This window comes from Pantoea sp. SGAir0184 (genome assembly GCF_043544755.1).
In genome coordinates, this window is record NZ_CP028050.1 from 4,131,039 (window position 1) to 4,156,708 (window position 25,670).

At 55.4% G+C, this 25,670-nt stretch carries 27 protein-coding genes; 9 read left to right on the plus strand and 18 right to left on the minus strand.

Annotated elements, in window-relative coordinates; genetic code table 11:
* Positions 1-256 precede the first annotated feature (256 nt).
* From C1N60_RS19520 to C1N60_RS19595, 16 genes are all read right to left on the minus strand, one after another.
* Positions 257-1,384, minus strand: coding sequence for a DDE-type integrase/transposase/recombinase (locus C1N60_RS19520; protein WP_196368259.1), 1,128 nt, complete (start codon positions 1,382-1,384; stop codon positions 257-259).
* Between the two features lie 296 nt (positions 1,385-1,680).
* On the minus strand, positions 1,681-2,322 hold the full coding sequence (gene pyrE, locus C1N60_RS19525) for an orotate phosphoribosyltransferase (RefSeq protein ID WP_021507081.1): 642 nt from the start codon (positions 2,320-2,322) through the stop codon (positions 1,681-1,683).
* 49 nt (positions 2,323-2,371) lie between these two features.
* Positions 2,372-3,088 (minus strand): ribonuclease PH, encoded by a 717-nt coding sequence (gene rph, locus C1N60_RS19530; RefSeq protein ID WP_021507082.1) that lies wholly within the window; start codon positions 3,086-3,088, stop codon positions 2,372-2,374.
* A gap of 85 nt (positions 3,089-3,173) precedes the next feature.
* The gene (locus C1N60_RS19535) at positions 3,174-3,578 is read right to left on the minus strand and encodes a DUF3574 domain-containing protein (RefSeq protein WP_278426843.1); all 405 of its coding nucleotides are present in this window, start codon (positions 3,576-3,578) and stop codon (positions 3,174-3,176) included.
* Between the two features lie 7 nt (positions 3,579-3,585).
* Positions 3,586-5,421, minus strand: coding sequence for a PglL family O-oligosaccharyltransferase (locus tag C1N60_RS19540; protein ID WP_394521217.1), 1,836 nt, complete (start codon positions 5,419-5,421; stop codon positions 3,586-3,588).
* Positions 5,422-5,698: 277 nt separating this feature from the next.
* A complete protein-coding gene (locus C1N60_RS19545) occupies positions 5,699-6,760 on the minus strand; it encodes a fimbrial protein (protein WP_394521218.1) in 1,062 nt (353 codons plus the stop codon).
* A gap of 153 nt (positions 6,761-6,913) precedes the next feature.
* A complete protein-coding gene (locus C1N60_RS19550) occupies positions 6,914-7,942 on the minus strand; it encodes a fimbrial protein (protein WP_394521219.1) in 1,029 nt (342 codons plus the stop codon).
* Between the two features lie 36 nt (positions 7,943-7,978).
* On the minus strand, positions 7,979-8,488 hold the full coding sequence (locus C1N60_RS19555; protein WP_127833493.1) for a hypothetical protein: 510 nt from the start codon (positions 8,486-8,488) through the stop codon (positions 7,979-7,981).
* Complete coding sequence (locus C1N60_RS19560) at positions 8,455-9,309, minus strand: winged helix-turn-helix domain-containing protein (RefSeq protein WP_394521220.1); 855 nt, start codon at positions 9,307-9,309, stop codon at positions 8,455-8,457. The genes C1N60_RS19555 and C1N60_RS19560 overlap by 34 nt, the downstream gene beginning before the upstream one ends.
* Positions 9,310-9,318: 9 nt before the next feature.
* Positions 9,319-9,834, minus strand: coding sequence for a fimbrial protein (locus tag C1N60_RS19565; protein ID WP_394521221.1), 516 nt, complete (start codon positions 9,832-9,834; stop codon positions 9,319-9,321).
* A gap of 9 nt (positions 9,835-9,843) precedes the next feature.
* Positions 9,844-10,350, minus strand: coding sequence for a fimbrial protein (locus C1N60_RS19570; RefSeq protein ID WP_081035969.1), 507 nt, complete (start codon positions 10,348-10,350; stop codon positions 9,844-9,846).
* The gene (locus tag C1N60_RS19575; RefSeq protein WP_132466155.1) at positions 10,343-10,873 is read right to left on the minus strand and encodes a fimbrial protein; all 531 of its coding nucleotides are present in this window, start codon (positions 10,871-10,873) and stop codon (positions 10,343-10,345) included. The genes C1N60_RS19570 and C1N60_RS19575 overlap by 8 nt, the downstream gene beginning before the upstream one ends.
* Before the next feature lie 3 nt (positions 10,874-10,876).
* Positions 10,877-11,626 carry a fimbria/pilus periplasmic chaperone gene (locus tag C1N60_RS19580; protein ID WP_394521222.1) on the minus strand — a complete coding sequence of 250 codons (750 nt, stop codon included), beginning with the start codon at positions 11,624-11,626 and terminating at the stop codon, positions 10,877-10,879.
* 14 nt (positions 11,627-11,640) lie between these two features.
* Complete coding sequence (locus C1N60_RS19585; protein ID WP_394521223.1) at positions 11,641-14,187, minus strand: outer membrane usher protein; 2,547 nt, start codon at positions 14,185-14,187, stop codon at positions 11,641-11,643.
* 29 nt (positions 14,188-14,216) lie between these two features.
* The gene (locus tag C1N60_RS19590; protein WP_021507094.1) at positions 14,217-14,753 is read right to left on the minus strand and encodes a fimbrial protein; all 537 of its coding nucleotides are present in this window, start codon (positions 14,751-14,753) and stop codon (positions 14,217-14,219) included.
* 63 nt (positions 14,754-14,816) lie between these two features.
* Positions 14,817-15,341, minus strand: a complete 525-nt coding sequence (locus tag C1N60_RS19595; RefSeq protein WP_021507095.1) for a fimbrial protein — start codon at positions 15,339-15,341, stop codon at positions 14,817-14,819.
* Positions 15,342-15,481: 140 nt separating this feature from the next.
* Between C1N60_RS19595 and C1N60_RS19600 the strand changes: the two genes are divergently transcribed.
* The 7 genes from C1N60_RS19600 (at position 15,482) to C1N60_RS19630 (ending at position 21,434) form a co-directional block, all read left to right on the plus strand.
* Positions 15,482-15,733, plus strand: coding sequence for a hypothetical protein (locus C1N60_RS19600; protein WP_125311832.1), 252 nt, complete (start codon positions 15,482-15,484; stop codon positions 15,731-15,733).
* A gap of 174 nt (positions 15,734-15,907) precedes the next feature.
* The gene (locus tag C1N60_RS19605) at positions 15,908-16,771 is read left to right on the plus strand and encodes a YicC/YloC family endoribonuclease (RefSeq protein ID WP_021507096.1); all 864 of its coding nucleotides are present in this window, start codon (positions 15,908-15,910) and stop codon (positions 16,769-16,771) included.
* 604 nt (positions 16,772-17,375) lie between these two features.
* Positions 17,376-18,299, plus strand: coding sequence for a kdo(2)-lipid IV(A) palmitoleoyltransferase (lpxP, locus tag C1N60_RS19610; RefSeq protein ID WP_021507097.1), 924 nt, complete (start codon positions 17,376-17,378; stop codon positions 18,297-18,299).
* Positions 18,300-18,352: 53 nt separating this feature from the next.
* Positions 18,353-19,495, plus strand: coding sequence for an alanine racemase (locus tag C1N60_RS19615; RefSeq protein ID WP_394521224.1), 1,143 nt, complete (start codon positions 18,353-18,355; stop codon positions 19,493-19,495).
* A gap of 121 nt (positions 19,496-19,616) precedes the next feature.
* Positions 19,617-20,012: a hypothetical protein gene (locus C1N60_RS19620; protein WP_058771009.1), complete on the plus strand. Its 396-nt coding sequence runs from the start codon at positions 19,617-19,619 to the stop codon at positions 20,010-20,012.
* Positions 20,013-20,448: 436 nt separating this feature from the next.
* Positions 20,449-20,715 (plus strand): hypothetical protein, encoded by a 267-nt coding sequence (locus C1N60_RS19625; RefSeq protein ID WP_058771008.1) that lies wholly within the window; start codon positions 20,449-20,451, stop codon positions 20,713-20,715.
* Positions 20,716-20,789: 74 nt separating this feature from the next.
* The gene (locus C1N60_RS19630; protein ID WP_394521225.1) at positions 20,790-21,434 is read left to right on the plus strand and encodes an oligosaccharide flippase family protein; all 645 of its coding nucleotides are present in this window, start codon (positions 20,790-20,792) and stop codon (positions 21,432-21,434) included.
* 79 nt (positions 21,435-21,513) lie between these two features.
* On the opposite strand, the gene C1N60_RS19635 is transcribed toward C1N60_RS19630, so the two are convergent.
* Complete coding sequence (locus C1N60_RS19635) at positions 21,514-22,203, minus strand: response regulator transcription factor (protein WP_058771006.1); 690 nt, start codon at positions 22,201-22,203, stop codon at positions 21,514-21,516.
* A 288-nt stretch (positions 22,204-22,491) separates the two neighbouring features.
* Here C1N60_RS19635 and C1N60_RS19640 point away from each other — a divergent pair, with 288 nt between their 5' ends.
* Complete coding sequence (locus C1N60_RS19640) at positions 22,492-23,109, plus strand: trimeric intracellular cation channel family protein (protein ID WP_031279636.1); 618 nt, start codon at positions 22,492-22,494, stop codon at positions 23,107-23,109.
* On the opposite strand, the gene ligB is transcribed toward C1N60_RS19640, so the two are convergent.
* Positions 23,023-24,792, minus strand: a complete 1,770-nt coding sequence (gene ligB, locus C1N60_RS19645) for an NAD-dependent DNA ligase LigB (protein ID WP_394521226.1) — start codon at positions 24,790-24,792, stop codon at positions 23,023-23,025. The two genes, C1N60_RS19640 and ligB, sit on opposite strands and share 87 nt — an antisense overlap.
* A gap of 238 nt (positions 24,793-25,030) precedes the next feature.
* Between ligB and gmk the strand changes: the two genes are divergently transcribed.
* Positions 25,031-25,654: a guanylate kinase gene (gmk, locus tag C1N60_RS19650; RefSeq protein ID WP_021507104.1), complete on the plus strand. Its 624-nt coding sequence runs from the start codon at positions 25,031-25,033 to the stop codon at positions 25,652-25,654.
* The last annotated feature ends 16 nt before the right edge of the window (positions 25,655-25,670 follow it).

Sequence of the window (25,670 nt, forward strand, 5' to 3'; positions counted from 1 at the left end):
CGCTGAATATCGCGCTAAACCTTAAATACCGTACTCTTTGCAATCGCCCCGACCTTCGCCACCAGGTGCGCATCAATGCGCACCCTACGCCCTGGCATCCTGCGACTGTAGGGGCGCCATTCATGGCGACCGCGGCAAACCTTAAATGCCGTACTCTTTGCAATCGCCCCGACCTTCGCCACCAGGTGCGCATTAAGGTACGACCGGGCACATGGGTAACAGATCAGACCGGGCACACAGGTAACACTTTTTGTGGTCAGTCGATCCGGATAATACGCTTTTCTGCCCGGTCATAATACGCAAGGATGAGCCTGTCGAAGAGGATGACGTCAATGCCGTCGTCCACTTCCAGGAACCGCACGTACTCGCCCCGTAACGCTGCGCTCAGGAAGGTCCGCCCGTTCAGCCTCAGGTCGCCTTTTTCACCGACTTTGTACAGCTTCGCCCCCTCCGGATAACCCACCTCCGGCACTTTTCCGTTCCATTTCCGCGGTGAAGGCGTCCATATTTTTGCGGGCGGCTGCTGCCCGTGCGCCTCATGCGGCTTTTCCTGATTGAACTCGTTCCGCCATCCGCTGCACCACGCCTGCTGCTCTGGCAGCGAGCCAAAGACGTCGTGATGGCTCATGGCGACCTTCAGCGACCGGTGCATCCGCTCGTGGCGGGCGTTCTGCCCCGGACAGCCCGGCGCGGTTCTTTCCGGCTGTATCCCCAGTTTTATCAGCCACACGCTCAGCTGCGTCAGCGCGAGGATGCCCGGCGCAACGAAGGGCGAGCCGTTGTCGGTGCGGATAACGTCGGGCAGCCCGCCTTCCAGGAAGGCCTTTTCCATGCAGCCGCGCACGAACACCGTGGTCTCCGACGTGCCCGGCTCGCAGGACAGCAGGTAGCGGCTGTGGTTATCGGTGAGCGTGAAGGGGCGGCACCAGCTGCCGTCTTTCAGGCGGAAGCGCCCTTTAAAATCAGCGCTCCAGACGTGGTTATTCCTCACGGGTGTCGTGAGACTGCGCAGGTTGCCCGGCGTTCGCTTACGCGGCGTCCGCGGCTGCACCATTCCCGCCGCCTTCAGCAGGTCGCCGATGGTGCTGGCGGCGGGCACGATGAAGTCAGCGCCGTTGCTGAGGAACCAGTGGCGGATTTTTTTTGGCCCCCAGTCGGGGTGCTGCTGGCGGAACTGAACAAGGCGCGCGGCGATGTCGGGGGCGATTTTATCGGGCTGGAGATGGCGGGCGCGGGAGAGATTTTCAAGCGAGGAGAGCTCGCCGGGGTTAAAGCGGCTGAGCCACTTGTAGCCGGTTTTGCGGCTGATGCCGTGGCGGTGACACAGCTGCGTCATGGATTCCCCGCCTGCCTGGCAGGCGAGGATGAATTCAAGGCGTTGCATGGTAACAGTCTCAGTCCAGGGCATAGTGAGTCTCCTCTGCTATGCCGTTTATAACTGTTACCCATGTGCCCGGTCTAAAGTGTTACCCATGTGGCCGGTTTGTACCTTAATGCGCACCCTACGCTCAAACATCCTGCTACTGTAGGGGCGCCATTCATGGCGACCGCAGCAAACCTTAAATACCGTACTTTTTACGATACGCCTTCACTTTTGCCACCAGGTGCGCATCAATGCGCACCCTACGCTCAAACATCCTGCTACTGTAGGGTCGCCATTCATGGCGACCGCGGCAAACCTTAGATGCCGTACTCTTTGCGATACGCCTTCACCTTCGCCAGATGGTCGGCCATCTCTGGCTTCTCCGCCAGGTAATCAATCAGCTCGCTCAGCGTAATGATCGCCGTGACCTTGCACTGATAATCGCGCTCCACTTCCTGAATCGCGGAAATCTCGCCACGGCCACGCTCCTGGCGGTCGAGTGAAATCAGCACGCCGGCCAGCGTGGCGTTGTGGGCGTTGATGATGTCCATCGATTCACGAATTGCCGTGCCGGCGGTGATCACATCATCGACCAGCATCACTTTGCCCTGCAGCGGGCTGCCCACCAGTAAACCGCCTTCGCCGTGATCTTTGGCCTCTTTACGGTTAAAACAGTACGGCACATCGCGGTCATGATGATCGGCCAGCGCCACGGCGGTAGTGGTCGCAATCGGAATGCCTTTGTAGGCCGGGCCAAACAGCAGGTCGAAATCGACGCCGCCATCCACCAGCGCCTGCGCATAGAAACGGCCCAGCAGCGCTAAATCGCGCCCGGTATTGAACAGACCGGCATTAAAGAAATAGGGACTTTTGCGGCCGGACTTCAGGGTGAACTCACCAAACTTTAATACCCCTTTGTTCAGGGCGAACTCAATAAACTGACGCTGCCAGGCTTTCATTTCTCACTCCTCAAATAAAGAAAAGGCGACTCTGTGGTCGCCTGTTACATCAATCAATTAACGCCGCTTTCTGCGCCTGAATCAGCTGCTCAATGCCGCCGCGCGCCAGCGCCAGCAGCTGCAACAATTCGTCATGGCTGAACGGCTCGCCTTCTGCGGTGCCCTGCACCTCAATCATGCGGCCATCTTCGGTCATCACCACATTCATATCCGTTTCAGCGGCGGAGTCTTCGACATACTCTAAATCACACACCGCTTCACCGGCCACGATGCCGACCGAGATCGCCGCCACCATGCCTTTCAGCGGGCTGGCTTTCAGTTTACCGGCTGCCACCAGCGCGTTCAGCGCATCCGCCAGCGCCACGCAGGCACCGGTGATCGCCGCGGTACGCGTGCCGCCGTCGGCCTGAATCACGTCGCAGTCCAGCGTGATGGTGAATTCACCCAGCGCCTGCAGATCAACCGCCGCACGCAGCGAGCGGGCGATAAGGCGCTGAATTTCCAGCGTACGTCCACCCTGCTTGCCTTTGGCGGCTTCACGCGCCATACGGCTGTGCGTCGAGCGCGGCAGCATGCCATATTCTGCGGTTACCCAGCCCTGACCTTTGCCTTTGAGAAAACGCGGCACGCCCTCTTCAACGGTCGCGGTGCACAGGACTTTGGTTTCGCCGAACTCGACAAGAACCGAGCCTTCCGCATGTTTGGTAAAGTGACGAGTGAGGGTGACGGGACGCACTTCAGAAGTGCTACGGCCTGCTGGACGCATGGTTTCTCTCCGGCTTGCTTGGGTTTGGCTGCGCATTATACGGACTTCACAGGCGGCTGTCCTGCCCGCGTGCAGGCAGCGCGTGTTACAGCGCCGCGCACACCAGCGAGTCGATACGCGTCACCGGTTGTGTCGCAAAACGATGTTTAAACTTGTCGCGCAGCGCGTTAATGCTTTCGGAGCTGGCCCGATCCGCCGGATGAAGCAGTATCAGTACCTTGCGATTGCCCTGCGGGCCGCGGCCATCGTAAATCGTCAGCGGCGAGGGAAAGTGCTGCGTGATGTCGCGTTCAGCAAACTGCGACCAGGCCGCTGCGCCAGCGGAGGACGGCAGGTCAAACCACAGCGTGGTTTGCATCATCATCTCGCCAGCCCCGCACACGGCCACGGGCGCGGTGTGCGGCGGAATAACCTGCGGGGTGGGCGGAGAAGTCTGACATCCGCTTAACATCATGGCGAAGCCCAGCGGCCTCATCCATTTATTCAACATCTTAGCCTCAGAAGTTGCCTGTCTCATCTGTCACAGCATAGGCCGCCGATGACCATTCCGTCATCATTTTTGCTTTCAGCTGCAGCAGGCTTTCATCTGTTGGATAGAGAGTCAGCGCCTGACGCAGCAGCCTGCGCGAGCGCTGATAGTGACGCAGATGCCACTCAATCATCACCGCATTCCGGAATACGTTGAGGTCGTTATGGCGCTCCAGCCACAGCGACGACTGCTGCACAAAGCGCGCCAGCAGGCGCTCATCCCGCGTCTGGTTGTAGCGCATCAGGCAATGCACCATTTCGCCGAATTCATAGCGCTCGCCCTGAATCCACGGATTCCACAGCTGATCGCGTGAAGGATAGGAGAGGAACTGACCGCGCTCCGCCTGGGTGAGCAGCGCGTTGGTCTGCAGGCCGCTGAAGAAAAACAGCATCAGCGCAATCGCGCCGCCGGCCATGTTCAGGCGCAGCATGCGCGACGGCAGCCCCGGTGTCGCAGGTTCAATCATTGATCGATCTTCGGGCTGGCGTAACGCCAGATGGGTAAGCAGCATCAGCAGCCACAGATGCGGCAGCGATTGATAGAGCGGAAATTCGACCATGGTGTGCAGCATGACGGGCAGCGTCAGACTCCACAGCATCAGGCGCTGCGGCTGACTGCGCCAGCGCCACAGCGGCGTCAGCCATGCCAGCAACACGGCGGTGAAGCCTACCATCGGCAAAACACCGCCTTCCACCCAGCTATACAGCCACTCGTTATGGGGATGGGTGGCGTTGAAATCTTTCAGGTGGATCGCGTCCACCATGCGTATCCGCGAAAAATGATACTCAAACTGGCCAAAGCCCCAGCCGCTGAACGGTTTTTCCATGATCATGCGCAGCGTGTATTCCAGCAGCTGCTGGCGCGCCAGATCGGACGCCGCAAATTCACGCATGCCCGGCGCTAATTCATTGCGCAGCAGCAGGGCGCATAGCACGGCCAGCGCCATCACCATGACAATCCTGATGATTACCGCGCGCTGCCGACGAACGCATACCAGCAGCATCACCAGCAGCGCCAGCGCAAAACCAAACGCACCGGTACGCGACTGCGTCAGAAGCAGTGCCAGGCTGTTGATCAGCACTGCCGGCAGCAGTAAGAAACGGTGCCTGATGTCAGATTGCAGACAGAGCCAGACCGTTGCCGCCAGACCGGTCGCCAGAAAGCTGGCCAGCAAATTGAACTGCTGAAAAATACCGTAAGGGCGAATCTGGCCGGCGTGATAGCGAAACTCCATCAGCGTTTGCAGCTGGGCCGGAAAACAGGTTTGCGCAATCGCCAGCAGCGCCTGCAAGGTGCTGAGCAGCACAATACCGGCAATGATCCGCTGACGCTGCTGCCAGAGCTGCGGCATCAGGCCCAGCAGCAGCCACAAAATGAGTATGGCACTGAGCCCCAGTAGCCGGATAACGCCGGTCAGCAGTCCGTTATCGTTCTCCTGCAGGATCACCGCCAGCGCAAAGCAAAACAGCATCAGCAACAGCGCATGCGTCATGACGTTGTCATCAATTAAATCGCGCGGCTGGCGCCAGTTCTTCAACAGCAGCGTGGCCGCCAGCAGCGCGAGGCAGCCTGCAGTGAGCAAATTCAGCGGCAGATCAAAGCCATTGCCACCACTGTTGGGCAGATAAATCAGCGTGGGGAGGAAACAGATAAGACAGGCCAGCGAAGCGAAAGGGAAAGAGGCGACTTTCTCACCGCACTGTCCCCGACGCCGCCGCTGCAGAAATTGCTGCATCAGCAAAGGTGGCGTGACGCGCGGGTCTCGTCCGGACAGATACCACGACATAAAACAGAGAAAGAGCATAGCAAACCCAATTGCCGAAACAGGCCAAAAACTGTCTCGTTGAATAATGGTTGATAGACTTTGGCTACAGAAAATGTACGGCCAAAAAGCTGTGAATGGTGTGAAAACCCCCGTGAATCATGGTGATTCACACAGCTGTGATGATGAAAAATATTTTCAAACACCGTTAATCTGTATCGCTGCAGGTTAAGCCGATCTCCCTCTGATAAGTGTTTAACTTTAACCATCATAAAAAGATTAATTAACATTAATATCAATAACGCGGATTAAAGCATCATCAAGGCATGCTGATCAGCAATGTTGCTGAAGCATTGAATTCACCACCGCTCAGCGGTTGTCCTTTCTTTTTCACCGGGAACACGGTGATGACCTCTGAAGCCATGCCGTTGATTAACCGGACAGTAGAAGTGCCCATCGGTTTGAGAAATTGTCCTTTATGTTTAACCGCAATCCCCAGATCAGGATAGTTGGTGGCGATGAGTTCATCCGAGAAAGAGGTGGTTCCGGCGACTAAGCGTAAATTGACGTCCTGATTTAATGCAGAACTGCATTTGACTTCTAACGGCACATCTTTGTAGTTGGCGGTATTGGATACTGACTCAGAAACGGAGCTTACCGCGATGCGGTCAAATTCAACGTTAATATCCCTGCCGTTATTGATATCGCAGACAATGGGTACCGGGATGATAATGCCGTGAGGTCCGATAACGATTTTTAGCAAGGGTTTTTCGGGTCTCGGAGGATAAGGCGGGCTCATATAACCAATCGTATAAATGGTCACCATCTCTACATCAGGCGGGACAAAAATCGCTCCACCGATAATATCTTTTGTTATAATAAAATCAGTTAAAAGAAATGAAGAAGCCGAAAAAACATCATGAATCATTCCCAGCCCAGGCTTTATTGTCCCACGACCAGGATTTTTATATCTACGGTCCTCGAAAGTCATTGGATAAGGATACCAGCTTGGAGCATAGCCTTGCACCTTCACATCAACCTCATCAGTGAGTTTATAATAACCGATATTTGTAGATGAAGGGATAAAATGTGCACCCAGATCAGCCTCAATAAGTAAGTTATACCATTCATATTTACCGGGATTATTACATATGCCAGAAAACCCCCCTAATGATTCATCAAAGAATAACCTGCCGTGTACTCCTTTTACAGGAGATATGCTGTGGCTAGCCAAACGGCCTGATGTCAATACCATTACTGCTAAAGGGTCGGTCCAGCAGGCATAATCAAGACCAGCATGAGCCTGATGAGAAAAAATGCTCATAAAAAAAGCCTTAGCAATAAATAATATATATATCCTTCGCAACAAAATAATCATCATAGTCTATTCACGCACAAATAATTTAAAATAATCAAATTAGACCGTTGTTATTTTGCAAAGAATCGCAAAAGATGCCTGCCTCCTGAGAAATCAGAATCGAGCCCGACTCAGAATGTGCAATACAACAACTATCATGCTTTATTTAAACAGAGCTCAGTCTGGCGTCACAATCAAGATCGCAGAAGCAGTAAATTCACCTGATTCTAACTTGGACATTTTATTTTTTACAGGAAATATACTAAAGGCAGCATGACCTAACCCATCATATATATCCATTGGAAAAGAGTCGTACGGCTTTATTATTACCCCATTATGAAGCATGGCAAGACCTAAACTTTGATTACTTGTTGCCACCAGATTACTCGAAAATGGAGAGAACTCTGAAACCAGCTTTATTCCAACCTTTTTTGTGATACTCTCACTACACGACACGTCAATAGGAATGTCTTTGATGAAGGACGGATTTGATTCAGAATCAGAAACAGCTGCAATACTTAAATTACCAAACTCTACCTGAATTAGATTATCCTGATTAATTTTACAGACAACAGGAACTGGGATTATAACTCCTCCGCCCATAATAACACCTTGAAGAAGTGGATCTTCAGGTTTAGGTGGGTATGGAGATATAGTTAAAACTCTATACATATCGTAGAGCTTTACACCAGCCGGTATAATTATAGCCCCACCAATGATATCCCGCCTAAGTACTAAATCTATAAAACCCTCACCTGCGGCTGAAAAATTATTAACGTATATTCTTTCACCCACACCATTTGGCGTGACACCTCCGCTTACAGAATTCGGAGGAAACATAGGAAACTTATAACTTTTATAAATTGTCCCAAGAGATATTCTGATATCAACATCTTCACTTAATTTATAGTACCCTTGATTTAACTCAGAAAGAGAAAATAATGGATTCATATCCCCATAATAATGCATGCCATTCGGTGTTCCCGCAAAACTTTTATTACAATAACCAGGAAATGTTGTTGGCTCCGTCTTAAAGAAAATTCTTTTTTCTGTCCCTTTTCTATTAGAAGGGAAAGAGCCAATTGAAGTTGCTGAAATTGCCGTGATATTTACGGGCTCTCCCCAGCATGCGTTTTCATTCCTTGCATAAGCGACTACCGAATTAATCATCGTGAAAGAAATGAAGATAATAATTAATTTTCCCATTTGTAGCGCCCTTAATTTTAAAGCTTAAAAATAATGTTATTTCTTACAAATCACCGACGGATTCGCATTATTGCCAATCACATAGCGCACATTCTGCAGACGATAAATCCAGCCGTAATTGACATGGCCGGGCGCCAGGCCGGCGGAGATATAGCGTTCAATATTTTGTGGTGAGGCGCGATTGGCAAGATTGTAGGAAATGGCAGTGGTTTCGCTGCGCAGCGCGGCGCCGGAGAAGCTGTGGCGCAGTTCAAAAGAGACATCAACCGGTTCGCGGCGCTGCAGTTGCTGTTGTGGCGAGTAATAACTGATCATGCCGCTGTAATTGCCGGTGGCCTGAAACAGACTGTTTTGCACTTTCCACTGCCCATGCGACACCACCAGCTGTCCCGCCTCTCTGGAAATCAGAATCGAATCCGCTTCACAATGAGGGATACGGCGCGACAGCTGATAAATCAGGATAGCCGCCAGTACCAGCGCCAGCATCAGTAATCCCCCCTGCAACACCCAGGTTACTCGGCGACGAAATATATGGCTGACCGACATAACGCATCCTTCTGCTCGATAGGGTTTTGACAGATAAACCAGCTGTAACGGTCAGCCAGCTTGGTGCGGTTGATATAGATGTGGCGTTCCTCTTCGGCCAGCTGGATAAAGCGCGCCATGCTGTCACTCACCAGCTGCAGGTTTTGATCGATCTCTTCACGCTCGGTGGCGCTGAAGTCGTCCTGGATATACCACTGCCGGCCCTGCACGTGGCGATAGGGTGCATAGGTCACGGTGACCACGTCGCGAATCTCCAGCACCTTAATGCCGAGTAAGGCCAGCACCAGTAACAGCACTGCGCTGATCAACATGCCGATTAATACCAGTCCGGAACGGCTGCGTGGTGCCGCAGCGGGCGTTTCCTCCTCCACGGCGGCGGTGGTCGGCGGCGGCGCTATTACCGGCAGCGGCGCAGTATGCACATGGGTGGTCACCAGCGGCTGAATACGTGCTTCCGACGTAATGCGCGCTTCCTCCACGGCTTCGGCCAGCGGTAAACAGGCTTCCACCCGCACCGACTCATGCAGCCGGTAGCCCTGACGATGAACGGTGACAAAGGTTTCTCCTTCAACCCGCAGTTGCAGAAACTGTTTGCGCAGCATCGATAGCATCTGGCGCAGCGAGTTTTCCGTCACGTGCACCCCCTGGCTACGCCAGCCCTCATCCAGCAGCGTTTCGTGGCTAATGACCTCACCCGGCTTTTGCAGAAACAGCGCCAGGCAGCGTGCGCTGCTCTGGTTGAGCAGCAGCTCGTTATCATGCCGATCGCGCAACAGGCGCCGATCCGGGTCAAACGTGATATGTTGATTTATCAACCACATAACAGGCACTCAGGGATAGTTCAGATAAAAAGTAGCAATCGCCGATACGTTGCCAGGCTCAATGGTGCGCTCGGCAATCGCGCTCGCCGAAGCCTGCAGCCAGGCACTGAACTGCAGCTGGTTGTCGCCCTGCTGCAGCGGAAAATGCATCACGCCGCGGTTAATGGGCACCAGCTTTCCGTCCGCATCACTCAGCCCAATGGCCACGCCTTTGGCACCGGCATCACCGGCCAGCGCCAGCAGATCGGGCTGCTCGACATCGGCAATGCCGTTGAACACTAGCTCGACGTCTTTACCCAGTTCGGTATCACAACCGCTCAGGCGCATCACCAGCTGACGCGCCGGCGTGCGCGGATTCTGATACAGCGATTTCGCGACGATGTCGCCAAAGTTGAGTTCCAGCTGCTGCTGATCCGGTTCCAGCGAACAGGGTTCCGCCACCAGCGTGCCGTGCAGCTGCATCTCTATCGCCTGTGCCTGTGACACCAGCAGCCATCCCAGTACCAGCATTACGCCCGCTCTCATCGCTTCTCCTTACTGATATTCCAGCAGCAGCGCCGCGCTGGCGGTGAACTCCCCACCCTCCAGCGTCACGCCCGGCTGCTGTACCGGCACCGCGCCAAGATCAAGTGTGCCCGGGAAAACAATCGGCAACGTGCTGTTGACCGCCAGCGGCTTGCTGGCCAGATAAAAGCGAATACCCAGCGCACTCACGCTGCTGAGCAGCGCGCTGCTGTCGAATCCGGAAGCGGTCCCGGTCAGACGCACCTGCAATGCCGCACCCGGATCCTCGGTGCACTTGACCGGTATCGCCTTACGCTGCAGATAGTTGACGCCATCGATCTTTTTCACGCTCAGCGCATCGCCAAACTCAATCATCAGGCTCTGGTTGTCATTCAGCGTGCAGGGCGGATTCTCAATCAGCGTACCGTGCAGGCGCAGCTCCACCGCATGCAGCGGCCAGCAGATGCACAGCAGCAGGCTACCGATCAGCAGCCTGCTGTAATACTTCATCAACGGAACAAGTCGATGCTTAGTCATAGTTCACCTGTAACTGACCGCTGGCTGACCAGGCACCCGGCTGCAGCGGCAGCGCGGTGCGTTCCTCTACTGTCAGCCAGCTCAGCACATTGCTTCCGGCGCTGAGCGGCACGCGCAGATTGCGGAAGGTGGGCGGCAGCGGCTGATGGTTCTCATCAAACAATTGCAGGCCCACGCCGTCAGAGCCCTGTACACGAATCAGCTGCGGGTCGGCCAGACTTTGCGGGGCAAAAAAATCGATGCTGATGGACGGCACGTGTTGCAGCCATAGCGGATCGGCGACATTGCGGATACTGTACGGACAGTCCTGCAAATGCAGCGTTAACGCCTGCTTCATCACCTGCTCGCCAACCTGTTGCAGCGCGGCGGTCGGCGTGGTATCGAGGCCAGCCGCCTGATCATTGTTACCGACGTCAAGCCAGCATGGACTCTCCTGCAGCGCGCCATACACATGCACCACGCCGTTGGTTGCCGCCTGCAGAGTCAGGCTCAACAGCGTCAGCACCAGCAACAGCACACGCATCGCTTACTGCTCCACCTTGTTACTGACAACGCTGCAGCTGTCGCCGGCACACTTCAGCGCCAGCGTTGGACGGCCGCCGTAGTCGTTGATGTAGGTTAACAGCGGCGCGCTGCCCAGTTCTGCTGCGTTCACGCCCAGATCGATACTGGTTTTTGGCGCGACCATCACCGGTTCAAAGCTCTTCTTCAGCGACTGGCCTTTGGCCGGCTGCGCATCCACCAGCGTGATGAAGTAAGGCGTCGGATTATTCAGCTGGTAGCGTGCACCCTTGCGCGTCAGCGTCAGTTTTTCCTGCCATGGCGTCACCACTGACGGATTGCTCACCACGATCGCTTCCGGGCGATAGAACAGCTTGATACGCGTCTGCAACGCGATTTGCAGCACGTTGCTCTTCTCGCTGCGCGGCGGGATTTCACGCATGCTGAAATAGAACACCGATTCACGATCCTGCGGCAGTGCCTTGATGGCGGGCAGCGCCTGCACTTTCACTACGCTGCGTTCGCCCGGTTCGACGCGCTGCACCGGCGGCAGCAGCACCAGCGGTGACGTAATTTTTTTACCGCTGCTGTCTTCAATCCAGCCCTGCGCCAGATAAGGCAGCTGCTTGTTTTCATTGCTGATATTCAGTGAGACGTTTTTTTCGTTACCGTTAAAAATGACCCGGGTGCGATCAAGCGCAATCGCCGCGTGAGCCTGCAGCGATAGCATCAGCGTGGAGAGCAGCAAGGCGCTGCTCAGCGTTTTTACCAGCATGATTAACTCTTTCCTTACGTTGAAGAAGCAGGCGCGGCGCGGCGCGTGCAAAGTAATAACAAGTTCTGTCCTTCGTCGAGCAACTGCTGCGGCAGAGGATCGGGTAATGCCAGCTGACACTGGGTTTCGCCGTTCCAGCGCACATCCATGCTGGCACCGGCCTCAATGCCACTCAGCCACACCAGGCCGTCATCATCCAGAATGCCTACTTCGCGTCCGTTACTCTGGACGCTGGCCCCAAAGGGCGGCCAGCTGCCATCTGCCAGCCGGATGGCGGCCATGGCTTTAATGCCTTTAATCACGCCGAAACGCCGGTAACCGATGGCGCCTTCGGTCAGGGTGATCTGGGTTACCGGGCGCGACGCTTCCACGTTGTCGGCCAGTCCGGTGACATCAATACTGGCGGTGTTGCGGTAGTAGCTGTTCACATCCGAAATCACCGCTTTGCCAAAGAAATTGGTATACGTGTTACTGCCGCCACCGTTGACCGGCACGCCGGACACGCCATCGGTATCGACCATCAGACGCGTGCTGCCGGGCATGCCCAGCCGATGCAGCGCCGCGCCCTGCGGCGTGAGCGTTAAACCGCCCTGCAGTGACAGACTGGCGCTGCGGTATTGACCCTGCTGCGCGCTGGCGCTGGCCGTCATGCTGGTCAGACTGCCCTGATGACTGTAAAACCCGCTGAACGACTGACGGCGATCGTTATTGAGGCCGGCGCTCAGGCTGTAGCTGTTGTTACTGTCCAGCCGGTCATAAAAACTGGCCGAGTGGGTGGTTTGCTTACCGCTGGTTTGCTGGCTGTAGCTCAGGCTGCTGTCACCGCCAATCGGCATACTGAAGTTGAGGTAAACGCTGTCATCGTTTTTGCCGTTATATTGCGTCCGGTTGAGCGACAGACTTAAACTCAGATTCTTAAACCGGCCGACATCAAAGTAGCGCGAAGTGGAAAAGCTCCAGCGATCCAGCGGGGCACGATCCCAATAGGTCTGATGGCTGTAGCTGAGGTAACTACTCAGGTTCAGGCTGCGAAAATGCTTGTTGAGCGTAATGGTGTAGAGCTCTTTGCTGTTAGAAACCTGCTGGTTGCGATAACGCGCGTCGAGATACTGCGGCAGACTCATAAAGTTGCGCTGTGAAAAGCGGTAGCCGGCAAACGTCACCTGACCATCAAGTTCCTCGAAGCGTTTGGAATAGCTCAGGCGATAAGAGCCGCCGCTTTTGTTGCCCTGCTGCGGCAAGCCGGCCTGTGACTGGGTGGCATCAAACGAAATGGCGCCCAGCAACAGCAGATCGCGTCCCAGACCCATCGATAACGCTTTGTAATTGCCTGCGGCCAGCCCGCCGCCGTACATCGACCAGCCGTTACTGATCCCCCAGGAGAATTCGCCGGTGGCAAATGTGGGGCCCTGCGTTTTATGCTCTTCGCTGCCTGGTTTGCCGCTGGCGAATTTGTAACGCACGCGGCCCGGACGGGTCAGATACGGGATGGTGGCGGTATCGACGCTAAAGGTCTGCACGCTGCCGTCCTGCTCCTCGACGCGCACGTCAAGCTGGCCAGAGACGGCATCATTGAGATCCTGAATACGAAATGGACCGGCCGCCACCTGCGATTCATAAATCACCCGTCCCTGCTGGCTAATGGTGACTTTGGCGTTGGTTTTGGCGATACCGGTTACTTCCGGCGCATAGCCACGCAGGTTGGGCGGCAGCATGTTGTCATCGCTGGTGATCGCCGCACCAAGATAGCGAAAGCTGTCAAACATGCCGGAATCGAGATAGTTCTCGCCCAGCGTGGCTTTCGCCTGGAGAGAAGGCAGCGGCCGATAGGCGTAAAAGCGTGTCCAGGTGAATTCCTGGCGATGGCTGCCCGTGCCACGATTTTGCTGCATCTGCCAGTCCGCACGCAGGCGCCAGGCACCGGCGTTAACGCCACCGGTGCCGTTGCCGCTCACACTCTGGCTTTTAGCGCCGTATTGCGCACGCGTAGTGGAGGCAAACAGGTTGTAATCCATTAACAGGCCCGGGACGCCGTTATCCCAGCGAGACGGCGGTTCCCAGTTGGCGGCGCTGTACTCCAGCCATGCCTGTGGAATGGTTATGTTGAGGCGAGATTCACCCAGATTGCCGCGCACCTGCATGCCGGAGATGGAATCCACCGCCAGACACTGGCCGTCCTGCAGCCACGACGCGTTTTTCAGCACTTCCGGTTTCAGCGCCAGTTTATCCACCATTTCGGGTGTCAGGCAGGGCAGACTTTCATTCGGCGCATTTTCGGGCGCGTAGTAGCGCACCAGCATTTCCGGAATCTGTGTCTGGTTGACGCGCAGCTCCATCATGTATTCGCCCGGCATGATGTAGCCGGCCTGAGCAAACTGCGACAGATCGATGTTTTGCCGATCGTTGAGATCAAGAATATCGGTGTTGAATGAGACCGCACCGGCAGCGAAGAGCGGAGCACTGTAGCCGAGGGCTAACATTAACGCCACGCTGAGCGGCGTCAGCCTGATACGCTGCCTGCGCACGCATGAGACTGGCGCAGTTAATGAAGCCTTTTTCATGGCAAGCGGTGTCCGTAAACCGTGAAAGATCAGTTGTAATTAATGTGAAAACGAATCGCGGCGGCGTAACTCCCGCTGTGCAGTTGCTGCTGGTTGCTGACCAGCGTGAGCCGATAACGCAGGTCGTGCTGCTGCGTCAGATGCTGATCGATCGGCTGCGCCTCACCGGGAGCAATGGTGTTGCCCTGCGTATCCGTAATCATCAGCTCTACCCCTTTGGCATCGCCATACACAGCAAAACGCTGCTGACCCGGCGGGCCATCGTGGTCAAAGGTGATAGAAAAGGTGCGTGCCACGCCTCCCGACGCGCTGTACTCCACCGGACAATTCACCAGCTGGATAGAGAAGGGAAAACCCGGCCCTTTACCGTCACGTTGCAGGCGCGCCAGCGGCAGCACCCCCATCGCGATGGTTTGTTCAGCATCATCGACCTTAATGGCGCAGGCACCCTGATGAATGGCGCCGCGTAACGCAACGCGGCCGCGGTCGATCAACTGTTCGGCGCGGCAGTCATTGATGAAAAGCACCGATGCCGAAACTATCGCCGCAGGCATAAAACGACTCATCGCCGCAGTTCCTTAAGCGAAAAGATAGAGTGGCGGGCAAGGAAGCCCGCCAGTCTCTGACCATTACTGATAGTTCAGTGCGAAGTCAGCCACGCTCTGGAATTCGCCCGGGACGATAGTCTCAGAAGCACCGCCACCCTGCAGGAAGGCTGCGAAGGAGAGCTGGTTGTTGCCGTCCATCAGTTTTTGCGCTGGTGTGGCGGTACCCAGTTCAATTTCGGTATCGCCGAAGTTGATGCCGATCGCCGCGCCTGATGCAGTACCGGTGATAGCCAGTTTGCCCGGGATAACCTGAGAGCCAGTACCGGCAAAGGTCACGGTCACTTCTTTCTTCGTTGCGGTGTCGCAGTTTTCCAGTTTGATCTGGAATGGACGCGGTGTAGAACGGCCACCGTCTTTCAGCGCCAGGTTGGAAATCTGACCCAGCTCAACCGTCTGATCGACTGAACCTGGTTCGATGGAGCATGGCGCATCAACAATCGCACCTTTAAACGTCACAGTACCGTTACCTTCACCTGCTGCCATCGCAGAACCCGCCACCAGAGACATAGACAGACCTAAAGCCACAACGATTTTGTTCATGTTCATTTGCTGATTTCCATTTAGGTGAATAAAACAAGGAGCGCGTTCTGCGTCGGTCTTATTCAATTTGCTGTGTATAGAAAAATTTAATTACTTATATTTTTCCTGATGGCCGTCCACATCATTTTTGTGGTTGTCGTCCTCAAGTGGTGCCAACGATAGAGATCAATTTTGCCCTGCGCAACGGTATTTTCGTTATATATGATCAAAAACAACACTCACAAATCCATTATGTTTTAACGGTTATTAAAGCCATTAAAATCAATGGATTGACACAATTCACAGCTTTGCATCAGTGTTTTAATGATTTTAATCAAGGTAAAAACCCTGCCCGTTCACAAGCTGGCGATAATTACCGCAGGTCAATTCACGCAGTAGCTATTTTTTCGCCAGATTAAAATGTTATTTATCTCTGCATTCACAACCTTGATATTTTTATCGCCTGAAAACATCGGTAAATAACAATAAACGCGGTTGTCAAAGGCCTGGCACCCTGCTGTGCGTTTACGCCTATCATGCCGGGAGCACCCTCGCTATAATTCGAAGAACATTTCCTGAATGAGTAGAAGCTTATGATCCGCAGTATGACCGCATACGCCCGCCGTGAAGCCAAAGGCAGCTGGGGCAGCGCCGCCTGGGAACTGCGTTCCGTCAACCAGCGTTACCTCGAAACCTACATCCGCCTGCCGGAGCAGTTTCGCAGCCTGGAGCCGGTGATTCGCGAACGCATCCGCAACCGCCTGACGCGCGGCAAAATCGAGTGCAACCTGCGCTTCGACGCCGATGCCAGCGCCCAGGGTGAGCTGCAGCTGAATGAGTCGCTGGCTAAACAGCTGGTGCAGGCGGCGAACTGGGTGAAGATGCAGAGTGATGAAGGCGCAATTAACCCGCTGGATATTCTGCGCTGGCCGGGCGTGATGACCGCGCAGGAGCAGGATCTGGACGCCATCAACGCGGAACTGCTGGCAGCACTGGATGGCGCGCTGGACGATTTCATCATTGCGCGTGAAAGTGAAGGCAACGCGCTGAAAGCGCTCATCGAACAGCGGCTGCAGGGCGTGACCGAGCAGGTCAGTAAAGTACGTGCGCAGATGCCAGAAGTGCTGAAATGGCAGCGCGAGCGTCTGGTGAGCAAGCTGGAAGAAGCTGAGGTACAGCTGGAGAACAATCGCCTTGAGCAGGAACTGGTGATGATGGCCCAGCGTATTGATGTAGCCGAAGAGCTGGATCGCCTCGATGCGCACGTGAAAGAGACTTACAACATTCTGAAGAAGAAAGAAGCCGTCGGCCGCCGCCTCGACTTTATGATGCAGGAGTTCAACCGCGAGTCGAACACGCTGGCATCGAAATCGATCAATGCGGACATCACCGCTTCAGCAATTGAGCTCAAGGTGCTGATCGAGCAGATGCGCGAGCAGATCCAGAACATCGAGTAACGCTTATCTCTGTAAAGCCCTGCTCAGGGCTTTATCTTTCCTTGCTAACAGCAGCCATTACGCCGGTTTGTATAGCGCCTGGTTGCTGGATCCCACGGTTTTACGGCCTGCCGCAGGTATGCGGTGAGATTTTGCTGCACACCGTAGCCATAGGGTAAGCCTGATTGAGCTATAACGCTTCCATATAGACACAATAGTGTCTGAGCATGGCTTTTTTAGCGTCAAATGGACATTACTGTGTCTGGAACTGGCTTGCAGAAGCTACTAGTTGCAGTGGTAGACCAATATTTAATTTTCGCAATGTAAGGATTATTGCCTGAATGATGAACAACTGTGTCTGTTACTGACCGAAAATGACATATAAATTTAGCCAGCCAATCCACCAACCTATTGTTTTTAAGCAGTTTAAACCCAATCCGATTTCATTCTCACGCCAGTTAGTGCACGATCCATCAATCATCTGAATCCTGAAGATTGCAGAGTTTACATATCTTATACGGCACTATTTGCTAAAGTGCCGGTCGTAATAACTACAGTTGTACCGCACCAGGAACCATGGACCGACTTCTTCGCGCGTTACATTCACTCCTGACATGAAGGCGCTATGAAGAAAACCGGGCAGTTCTGTTCCAAACTTTTGCATCCCCGCTACTGGTTTACCTGGTTCGGGCTGGCAGTGCTCTGGCTGCTGGTGCAGCTCCCCTATCCTTTATTAATCCGGCTGGGTGCGACAGCGGGCCGGCTATCACGCCACTTCCTGAAGCGGCGCGAACGCATCACGCGGCGTAACATCGAACTCTGCTTCCCGCACATTAATGAAGACGAGAAAGAGATGATGATTGCCGGCAATTTTGAGTCGCTGGGCATGGCGCTGGCGGAAACCGGCATCGCCTGGTTCTGGTCCGATGCGCGCGTGCGGCAGCTGTTTCAGGTGCACGGCATCGCCAATCTTCAGCATGCGCAGAGCCAGCAGCGCGGCGTGATGGTGATTGGCGTGCACTTTATGTCGCTGGAGCTGGGCGGCCGTATTACCGGACTGTGCCAGCCGATGATGGCGATGTATCGCCCGCACAATAATCAGGCGATGGAGTGGGCGCAAACCAAAGGGCGCATGCGATCCAATAAAGCAATGATTGATCGACGCGATCTGCGCGGCATGGTTCAGGCGCTCAAACAGGGAGAAGCCGTCTGGTTCGCGCCGGATCAGGACTACGGCCCGAAAGGCAGCGTGTTTGCTCCACTGTTCGCGGTCGAGAAAGCGGCCACCACTAATGGCACCTTTGTGCTGTCGCGGCTGGCGAAACCGGCGATGCTGACCATCGTGCTGATTCGTAATGCGCGCAAAGACGGCTATCAGCTGATCATTCAGCCGCAGCTGGAAAACTACCCGCATGATGATGAAGCGGCCGCCGCGGCGTACATGAATCGGGTGATTGAGAAAGAAATTCTGCGCGCGCCTGAGCAATATCTGTGGCTGCATCGCCGCTTTAAAACCCGTCCGCCAGGCGAAGCTTCACTTTACGTCTAACCGGCGCTCGTGAATGATAGTCCGCACCAAGACATAACCTGCGGACTATTATAATGGAACACTCTGAGACAGCAGGCTGGCTGCGACCGCTGCACGCCGACCAGCTTACGCCCTACCTGGAAGTTGATGCTGCGCGCCTGCAGCGTAACCTGCAACTGATGCAACAGAAAGCCGATGCCGCCGGCGTCGCGCTGCGTCCCCATATTAAAACCCATAAAAGCGTCTGGATCGCTGAACAGCAGCGCCAGCTGGGTGCGCGCGGCATTACCGTGTCGAAACCGAGCGAAGGCGTGGCTTTTGTGCTCGGCGGGGCACGCGATGTGCTGCTGGCCTATCCCGTGGTGCACGCCGCCGCGCTGACCGAACTGCTGCAGCTGGCGGCACAGCATCAGGCACGCATTACCTGCATCGCAGATTGCGCGGCGGGCGTGAGCGCCATTGCCGCCGCCCATCAGCAGCAGCCGGACTGCGCGCTGGCGATCGCCATTAAAGTGGATGTGGGTCTGCATCGCGTTGGCGTCGATCCGCATAGCGATAGCGCGCTGACGCTGGCGCAGCAGATTGTCGCCAGCGGATTGCCCTTCGCCGGGCTGATCTCGCATGCGGGTCATGCGTACGCTGCGGGTCATGCCACGGCGATAGCTGAGGTGGCGCAGCAGGAGATCGCGCTGATGCGTGACCTGCAACGGCGGCTGCTGGATGCCGGCTTTGTTCCTTGTCCCATCTCGGTTGGCTCCACGCCCACGGCGCTGGCGGCACCGGTAGCCGCTGGCAGCGATGAAATTCGTCCCGGCAATTATGCCCTGCTGGATCTCACTGCCTGGCGTCTGGGCTTGTGTGAGGCGGATGCGCTGGCGTTAACGGTCGTGACGCGCGTGGTGGCCGTTAATCCTTATTACGCCATCATTGATGCCGGCTCCAAAATGCTGAGCTCGGACAAAGGCCCGCACGGCACCAATGCCAGCGGTTTCGGCATCGCGGTGGACGAGCATGGCCATCAGTATGAAGTGCAGAAGTTGTCGGAAGAGCACGGCTTTTTAACCTATGGCGAACATGCGCCTGCGGTTGGCGCCCTGTTGCGCATCTTCCCTAACCACAGCTGCGCGGTGGTGGCGCAATCCGATCGCTTCGTGCTGCGTCAGCCCGACGGCAGCGCCGGACTGCATGACATTCAGGGCCGCGGTCGTTTTATCTGACAGAAAACGCTGTTGCAGCACACTTCCGTCACCGGGCCATTTGCAGTCCGGTGACCTTCAGTTAAGGTGACAGGCGATGTTTCAGGTTTAATTTGTCGTTTACCTGCCCCGCGGAGGCTCCATGCTGCCATCTCAGACAGTGACGCTCACCATTCCCCGTAACTGGTTAGATCTGTACGAAACCATCTGGAAACCCGAATGTTTTGCGAAGTGGGCCAGCGGCCTGAGCAGCAGAACGCTGACGCAGGAAGGCCAGTACTGGAAAGCGAAAGGCCCGGAAGGCACAGTGAAGATTCGTTTCACTCCCTATAACCCGTTTGGCGTGATGGATCACTGGATCGACACCGGCAGCGGTAAAGAGATTTATATGCCGATGCGGGTCATTGCCAACGAGCAGGGTGCCGAAGTCGTCATGGTGGTTTATCGCCAGCCGCTGATGTCTGACGAGAAGTTCGCCGGGGATGTTGCCTGGGTAAAACGCGATCTTGAGCGCCTCCTTCATCTGTTAACCCATTAGAATCAATGCATTATCCCACCAGCCACCCTTTATCCTCCGCTGGACGTAATCGTTAAAAAGCAGCATTTTTTTCGCGCAGCGGTGTTTAACTGTTTCACCGCGCGCAAAGCGCATTTTCGCACCATTCACCAGTCTGGCTAAAGCGTCGTAACCGGGAAAATTCCTGGTCGTGCCGGACTGGCGAGAGCTGAGTGCTTCTGATTTATCTCTGTTTTTTCCTGTGCGCTGACTTGTTCAACTTTGCAGCGCCATTAAAGGTGGAAAAAAACTAATAAATTGTAAAGATCAGAATTTATATATTCACATCCATATTCTGAAACCATTTATTCCTGCAGTCGATTTATAGGAGTTTTCTTATGGTGTTAATTTAAATAAAACACGGTATAACTCCTTCACACACAGCAGTACTTAATAATAAAAACAGCAGGGACATAACATGGATCGCTCAACCTATCCTTTGTTATCTGAAAAAGAATTTGTTGAGATTGCCAGACGGATACTGGCCGGGAAATATAATAATGCAAAAGGATTTTATAACGATCTCGCGGATTTCCTCCTGACCGGAGGAGATACCGCGCAGACGCCACAACAATTACGCGCCAGGGGCATCATTTTATTATCAGAGCATCACTTAATTAACAGCATCGCGACGTGGCCGGTACTGAAAGGTATCTCAGGACTGCGACAGGAAGCGCTGCATTGATGTGATCTGTACTCTGGGCCGCCGCCCGGGTGAACCCTTAATTGCACTGGTACATGTACCATAATGAGCAGAGTATGGCGATACGCGAAAGAAATCTGGCCAGCGCCAAATGGTCAGTGTTGTCATCCATAAAAATCGTTGGCATTGGGGTATTACAGCTTTCACTGCTGGCGCAAATCCTGCAGGCAAATGAGCTCAATTTGCTCGCGATTGCCGTAGTGATATTATTAGTGATTGATAAACTAGCCGATCGCGGCTTCGGTAACGCACTTATTCGCTATCAAAGTTTAAATAACAGCGAACTCTCGACGCTTTACTGGGGTAATGTATTAAGCGGTTTATTTATTTTTGCCGTGCTGTTTATCGGCAGTGATATTTACAGCCGAGTAATGGGACAGCCGGAACTGGCAATTATGCTGGAGATGATTTCCGTCATCTTTATTATTATTCCGCAGGGGCAGCACTATCGCGCCATCCTGCAACGGGAAAAACAATTTACGCGCATTGCCTTTACGGAAACGTCTTCCGTGCTGGCAGGGCTGGCGGTCACGCTGTTTACCGTGTGGCTGACGCCGTCAGTGCTGTGCGCCATCTGGGGTTACCTAGCGATGGTTTCCATCAGAATGCTGATCTACTGCTACTACGGACGTCCCTGGTTCCAGCCGGAGTACCGTTTTAGCCTGAAAGCTTTCGCCGCAGTGCGAGCAAGAAACGGATAATAACAACAAGTCTGTATGGTGGGCTCTGGGCATCTGCAAGATGCGTTCGCGTGCTGGTTACCAGCACGCTTTTTTCTTTTTATGCTTCCAGTAACTCTTCCAGCGAATGATAAGCCAGCTCGCTCAGCTTGCCATTGCGGTGCAGGCGCAGCCATCCCACCAGCATGCGCAGCTCGTCAATCACCATAAACAGATCGGCCATATCGTTTTTGCTTTTCACCTGCAGGCGGGTAAGCGCATTTAGCTTGTGTGCATTCACCGTTTTATGGCTGATACCGAGCCGGTTACCAATCTGCTCCGTGTTGTAGCCCCACGCCATCATCAGCAGCACCCGTAGCTGCCGGTCCGGTAGCAGAATGTCAGCCCCCTCCTGCAACTGCGGTATCCCGCCGGCGATACAGGCCAGCAGGCAACGACGCAGCGCGGTGTGTGAGGACTTTAAATCGAGGACGCTGAGTCCGGGCAGATAACGACTGAGAGCGTGCATCATCGGCAACAGACGTCGGGTCAGCACCAGCATCTGCATGGCCGGAAACTGCTGCTGCAGCGCATACAGCACTTTGAAGGTGCCAGCCAGCGGCATATTCTCGTGAAAAATAAACACCAGTAACCGCGGCCGCACTCTTTCACACTGCGAGATGACGGTACTGAGCGACCAGAGTTCATGCACCCGGCAGCCCACCGGTAACGCTGATAGCAGGCTTTCCAGCCCGAGTGCCGCCAGCTTATCGGAGGAGTAATAGAGGATGTCTTCGCTGTGTTTTTTCATGCCTGTCCAGAGTTGCTGCACGTCGCGCCCGTAAATGATGAGCCTGAATGAGCAGGCATTAATCAGGTACGACACATCATCGGCGAAACTTAAATCAGGGTCGATCCGCCGTCTCGCATCATTTTTATTGATGCGAAAACACCGGATGACAACCGCAGTTCCTCTGTAACAAGCCCATCAGCAGGCTCGCCATCAGCATGGCTAATCCGAAAACATTTTTTTAGAAAATCTCAGTGGTCTACACTCTGGGAAATCTTTAGCCTTGCCGCCAGTTTACTGGAGTGCTCTATGTTATTAACCGTCCTGTACATCATTGGTATTACCGCCGAAGCAATGACCGGTGCGCTGGCGGCAGGCCGACGCAAAATGGACCTGTTTGGCGTCATTATTATTGCGTCGGTCACGGCGATTGGCGGCGGCTCGGTGCGCGATATTCTGCTGGGCCACTATCCGCTCGGCTGGGTGAAACACCCGGAATACATCATGATCGTCGCGGCGGCGGCCGTGGTCACCACCTTTGTCGCGCCGCTGATGAATCATCTGCGTAAAGTGTTTCTGGTGCTGGATGCGCTGGGTCTGGTGGTGTTCTCGATTATCGGCGCACAGGTTGCGCTGGATTCCGGCCATGCGGCGATCATCGCCGCCATCGCCGCAGTCATAACTGGCGTTTTTGGCGGCGTGCTGCGCGATATGTTCTGCAACCGCATTCCGCTGGTGTTCCAGAAAGAGCTGTACGCCGGCATCGCTTTTGCCTCCGGCTGGATGTATATCCTGCTGCTGAAAACACCGCTGGCGCATGAAGTGGTGGTGATCATCACGCTACTGTTCGGCTTCTTCGCCCGCCTGCTGGCGCTGCGCTTCCGCCTCGGTCTGCCGATTTTCAACTACCCCCACCCCGAGCACTGACGGCTGCGCCGGGATATTCTGCTGCTGCAGAAAGTGAATCAGCGACTGCAGGCGCGCATCCTGCAGCATCGTCACCAGCCGCTGTGCCAGTACGCTGCCGATACCCGGCAGCTGCTGCCAGCTGTCGGCTGAACGCGCCAGCAACTGCGACCACTGCGTATCGGGCAACGCCTGTAGCGCCGTGCGCGGCAGCGGTAAGCCCAGCGCGCTGATCCAGCGGCGCAGCGGCTGCTGGCGCGTCAGGTTAAAACGATGCCAGATCTGCCGGGCGCGTACGGTGGAGATGCCCTGTGCCTGCGCAATCTGCTCTGGCGTGAGCGTCAGCCAGGAGAACAGGTGGCTGACGCTGCCGCCGTCCAGCAGGCGCTGCCAGCTACTGCGCTGCATGCCAGCAATATCCAGTACCGACTTATGACTTAGCCAGCTGAGACGCGACAGAAACTGCGCGCGACACCCTGCGCTGAAGTGCAGGCAGCTCAGCGGATTGAATGCGTCGTCCTGCGGCGGCGACGGATAGTCGCGCTGCGCCACGCGCCAAATCACTCGTTCCAGCCGCGGAATACCCAGCCCGGCCAGCGACAGCGTGACCTGATCGCCGGCGATCACATCCCACTGCTTCCAGCGACGCAGCGAGCCCAGATTGACCCGCCGGACGGTTTTATCCTCCAGCTGCACCGGCTGCAGGTTCAGCACCACGGCAATTTTTCCGGTGCGTCCGACGTCAAAATCCACCGACAGCACCTCGCTGCTGACTTCGGCAGGCTGATATTTCCACGCGGCCGACCAGCTGCCCTGTCCGGGCTGCCAGTCGCGCCCGACGCGCTGCGGTGACTGGTGAATCACCACACCATCAGTGACAAAAGGCAGCGGCTGGCGATACCAGCGCTCACGCCAGGCCGCGACCTCCTCCTCATTGCTGACCTGGCGGCTCCACTGCTGCGTCAGGGCAAAGCCCCACTGCGTAAGCTGCGCCAGCCGCGCCTGCATCATCGGCGGCCCATCCGGCCATGCCCAGATAAACACACCAATGCGCGACAGCAGCGGACTGGCTTCGCGCCGCATCATGGCGCCCGCCACCTGGGCGCGCGCATTCTGACCGCCGTCGCGCGCCTGCTGGTGATCGGTCATCGTCAGAAACAGTTCGCCCTGTAACACCACTTCCGCACGGTCGGTCGCGATATGCCGCGGGATCGCCGCAATGTGCGGTGCTTTCGCCAGCCACTGTTCACCGCGCAGTCCGTCGCCCCGGCTGATCAGGCCAGCCAGTTCGCCGTGGCGATACACCAGCGTCACCGCCACGCCATCGACTTTCGGCTGCACCCACAGTGCCGGTTTATCCTGCATCCAGTAGGCCACCGCCAGCTTGTCACGCAGCTTGCGCACGCCGGTATGCGCCACCGGGTGCAGCGTGCTGCCGTCGGTGCTGAGCTGTGCCGCATAGCCGGGCAACGCCGGCGTGAAGCAGCGCTGCCACTGCTGTAAGCGCTGCTGCAGGCTGTCGTAGTCGGCATCGCTTACCGGGCTTTGCCCCTGACGGTAGTAGGCATCATCCCAGTGGCGCAGCTGGTTGTGCAGCACGCCCATCTCCTGTTCAGCGCGCACCGGTGACCAGTTGGGACAGACCGCCATCCCATTCGCACATCCCGCCAGCAACATCGCACCCAGCCATCTCCATCCTTTCATCGTCGCCTCCTTTTTTGCTGATTGCAGCGTGCCGCGGTGAGTGACACCAGCGTTAAAAAGCCGATTGTGGAGCGAGGCTGACGGGTTTTTGTGCGAATTGCAGAAAGTTGCGCTACCGCTGGAGGGCGCGCACAGAAAAAGAATTGCCGCGTGCGGGCGGCAAACGCTGCGTGCTGCGCTTAAGCCGTGTATACTGTGCAGGAAATCGACTCCGCTCTTTACTCAATTCAAGATAACCATGGCTCAAGGCACGCTCTATATTGTTTCCGCCCCCAGCGGCGCAGGTAAATCCAGCCTGATTCAGGCGCTGTTAAAGACACAACCGCTGTACGATACGCAGGTGTCTGTTTCTCATACCACCCGCGGCGTGCGCCCCGGCGAAGCGCATGGTGAACACTACTTTTTCGTCTCAAAGCCTGAATTCGAACGCATGATCGCCGAGGATGCTTTCCTTGAGCATGCGGAAGTGTTTGGCAATTATTACGGCACCTCACGCGCGGCGATTGAGCAGGTGCTGGCGACCGGCGTTGACGTGTTTCTCGACATTGACTGGCAGGGCGCGCAGCAGATTCGCCAGAGAATGCCGGCCGCCCGCAGCATCTTTGTTCTGCCGCCGTCCACCGAAGAGCTGGATCGCCGCCTGCGCGGCCGCGGTCAGGACAGCGAAGAGGTGATCGCCCGCCGCATGGCGCAGGCAGTGGCAGAAATGAGCCACTATGCCGAATACGATTATTTGATTGTTAATGATGATTTCGATCTGGCGCTGTCGGATCTGAAAACCATTATTCGCGCAGAACGTCTGCGTATGGGTCGCCAGAAAGCGCGACATGATGCTTTAATCAGCAAACTATTGGCAGTCTGAAGTCACTTTCAGTATT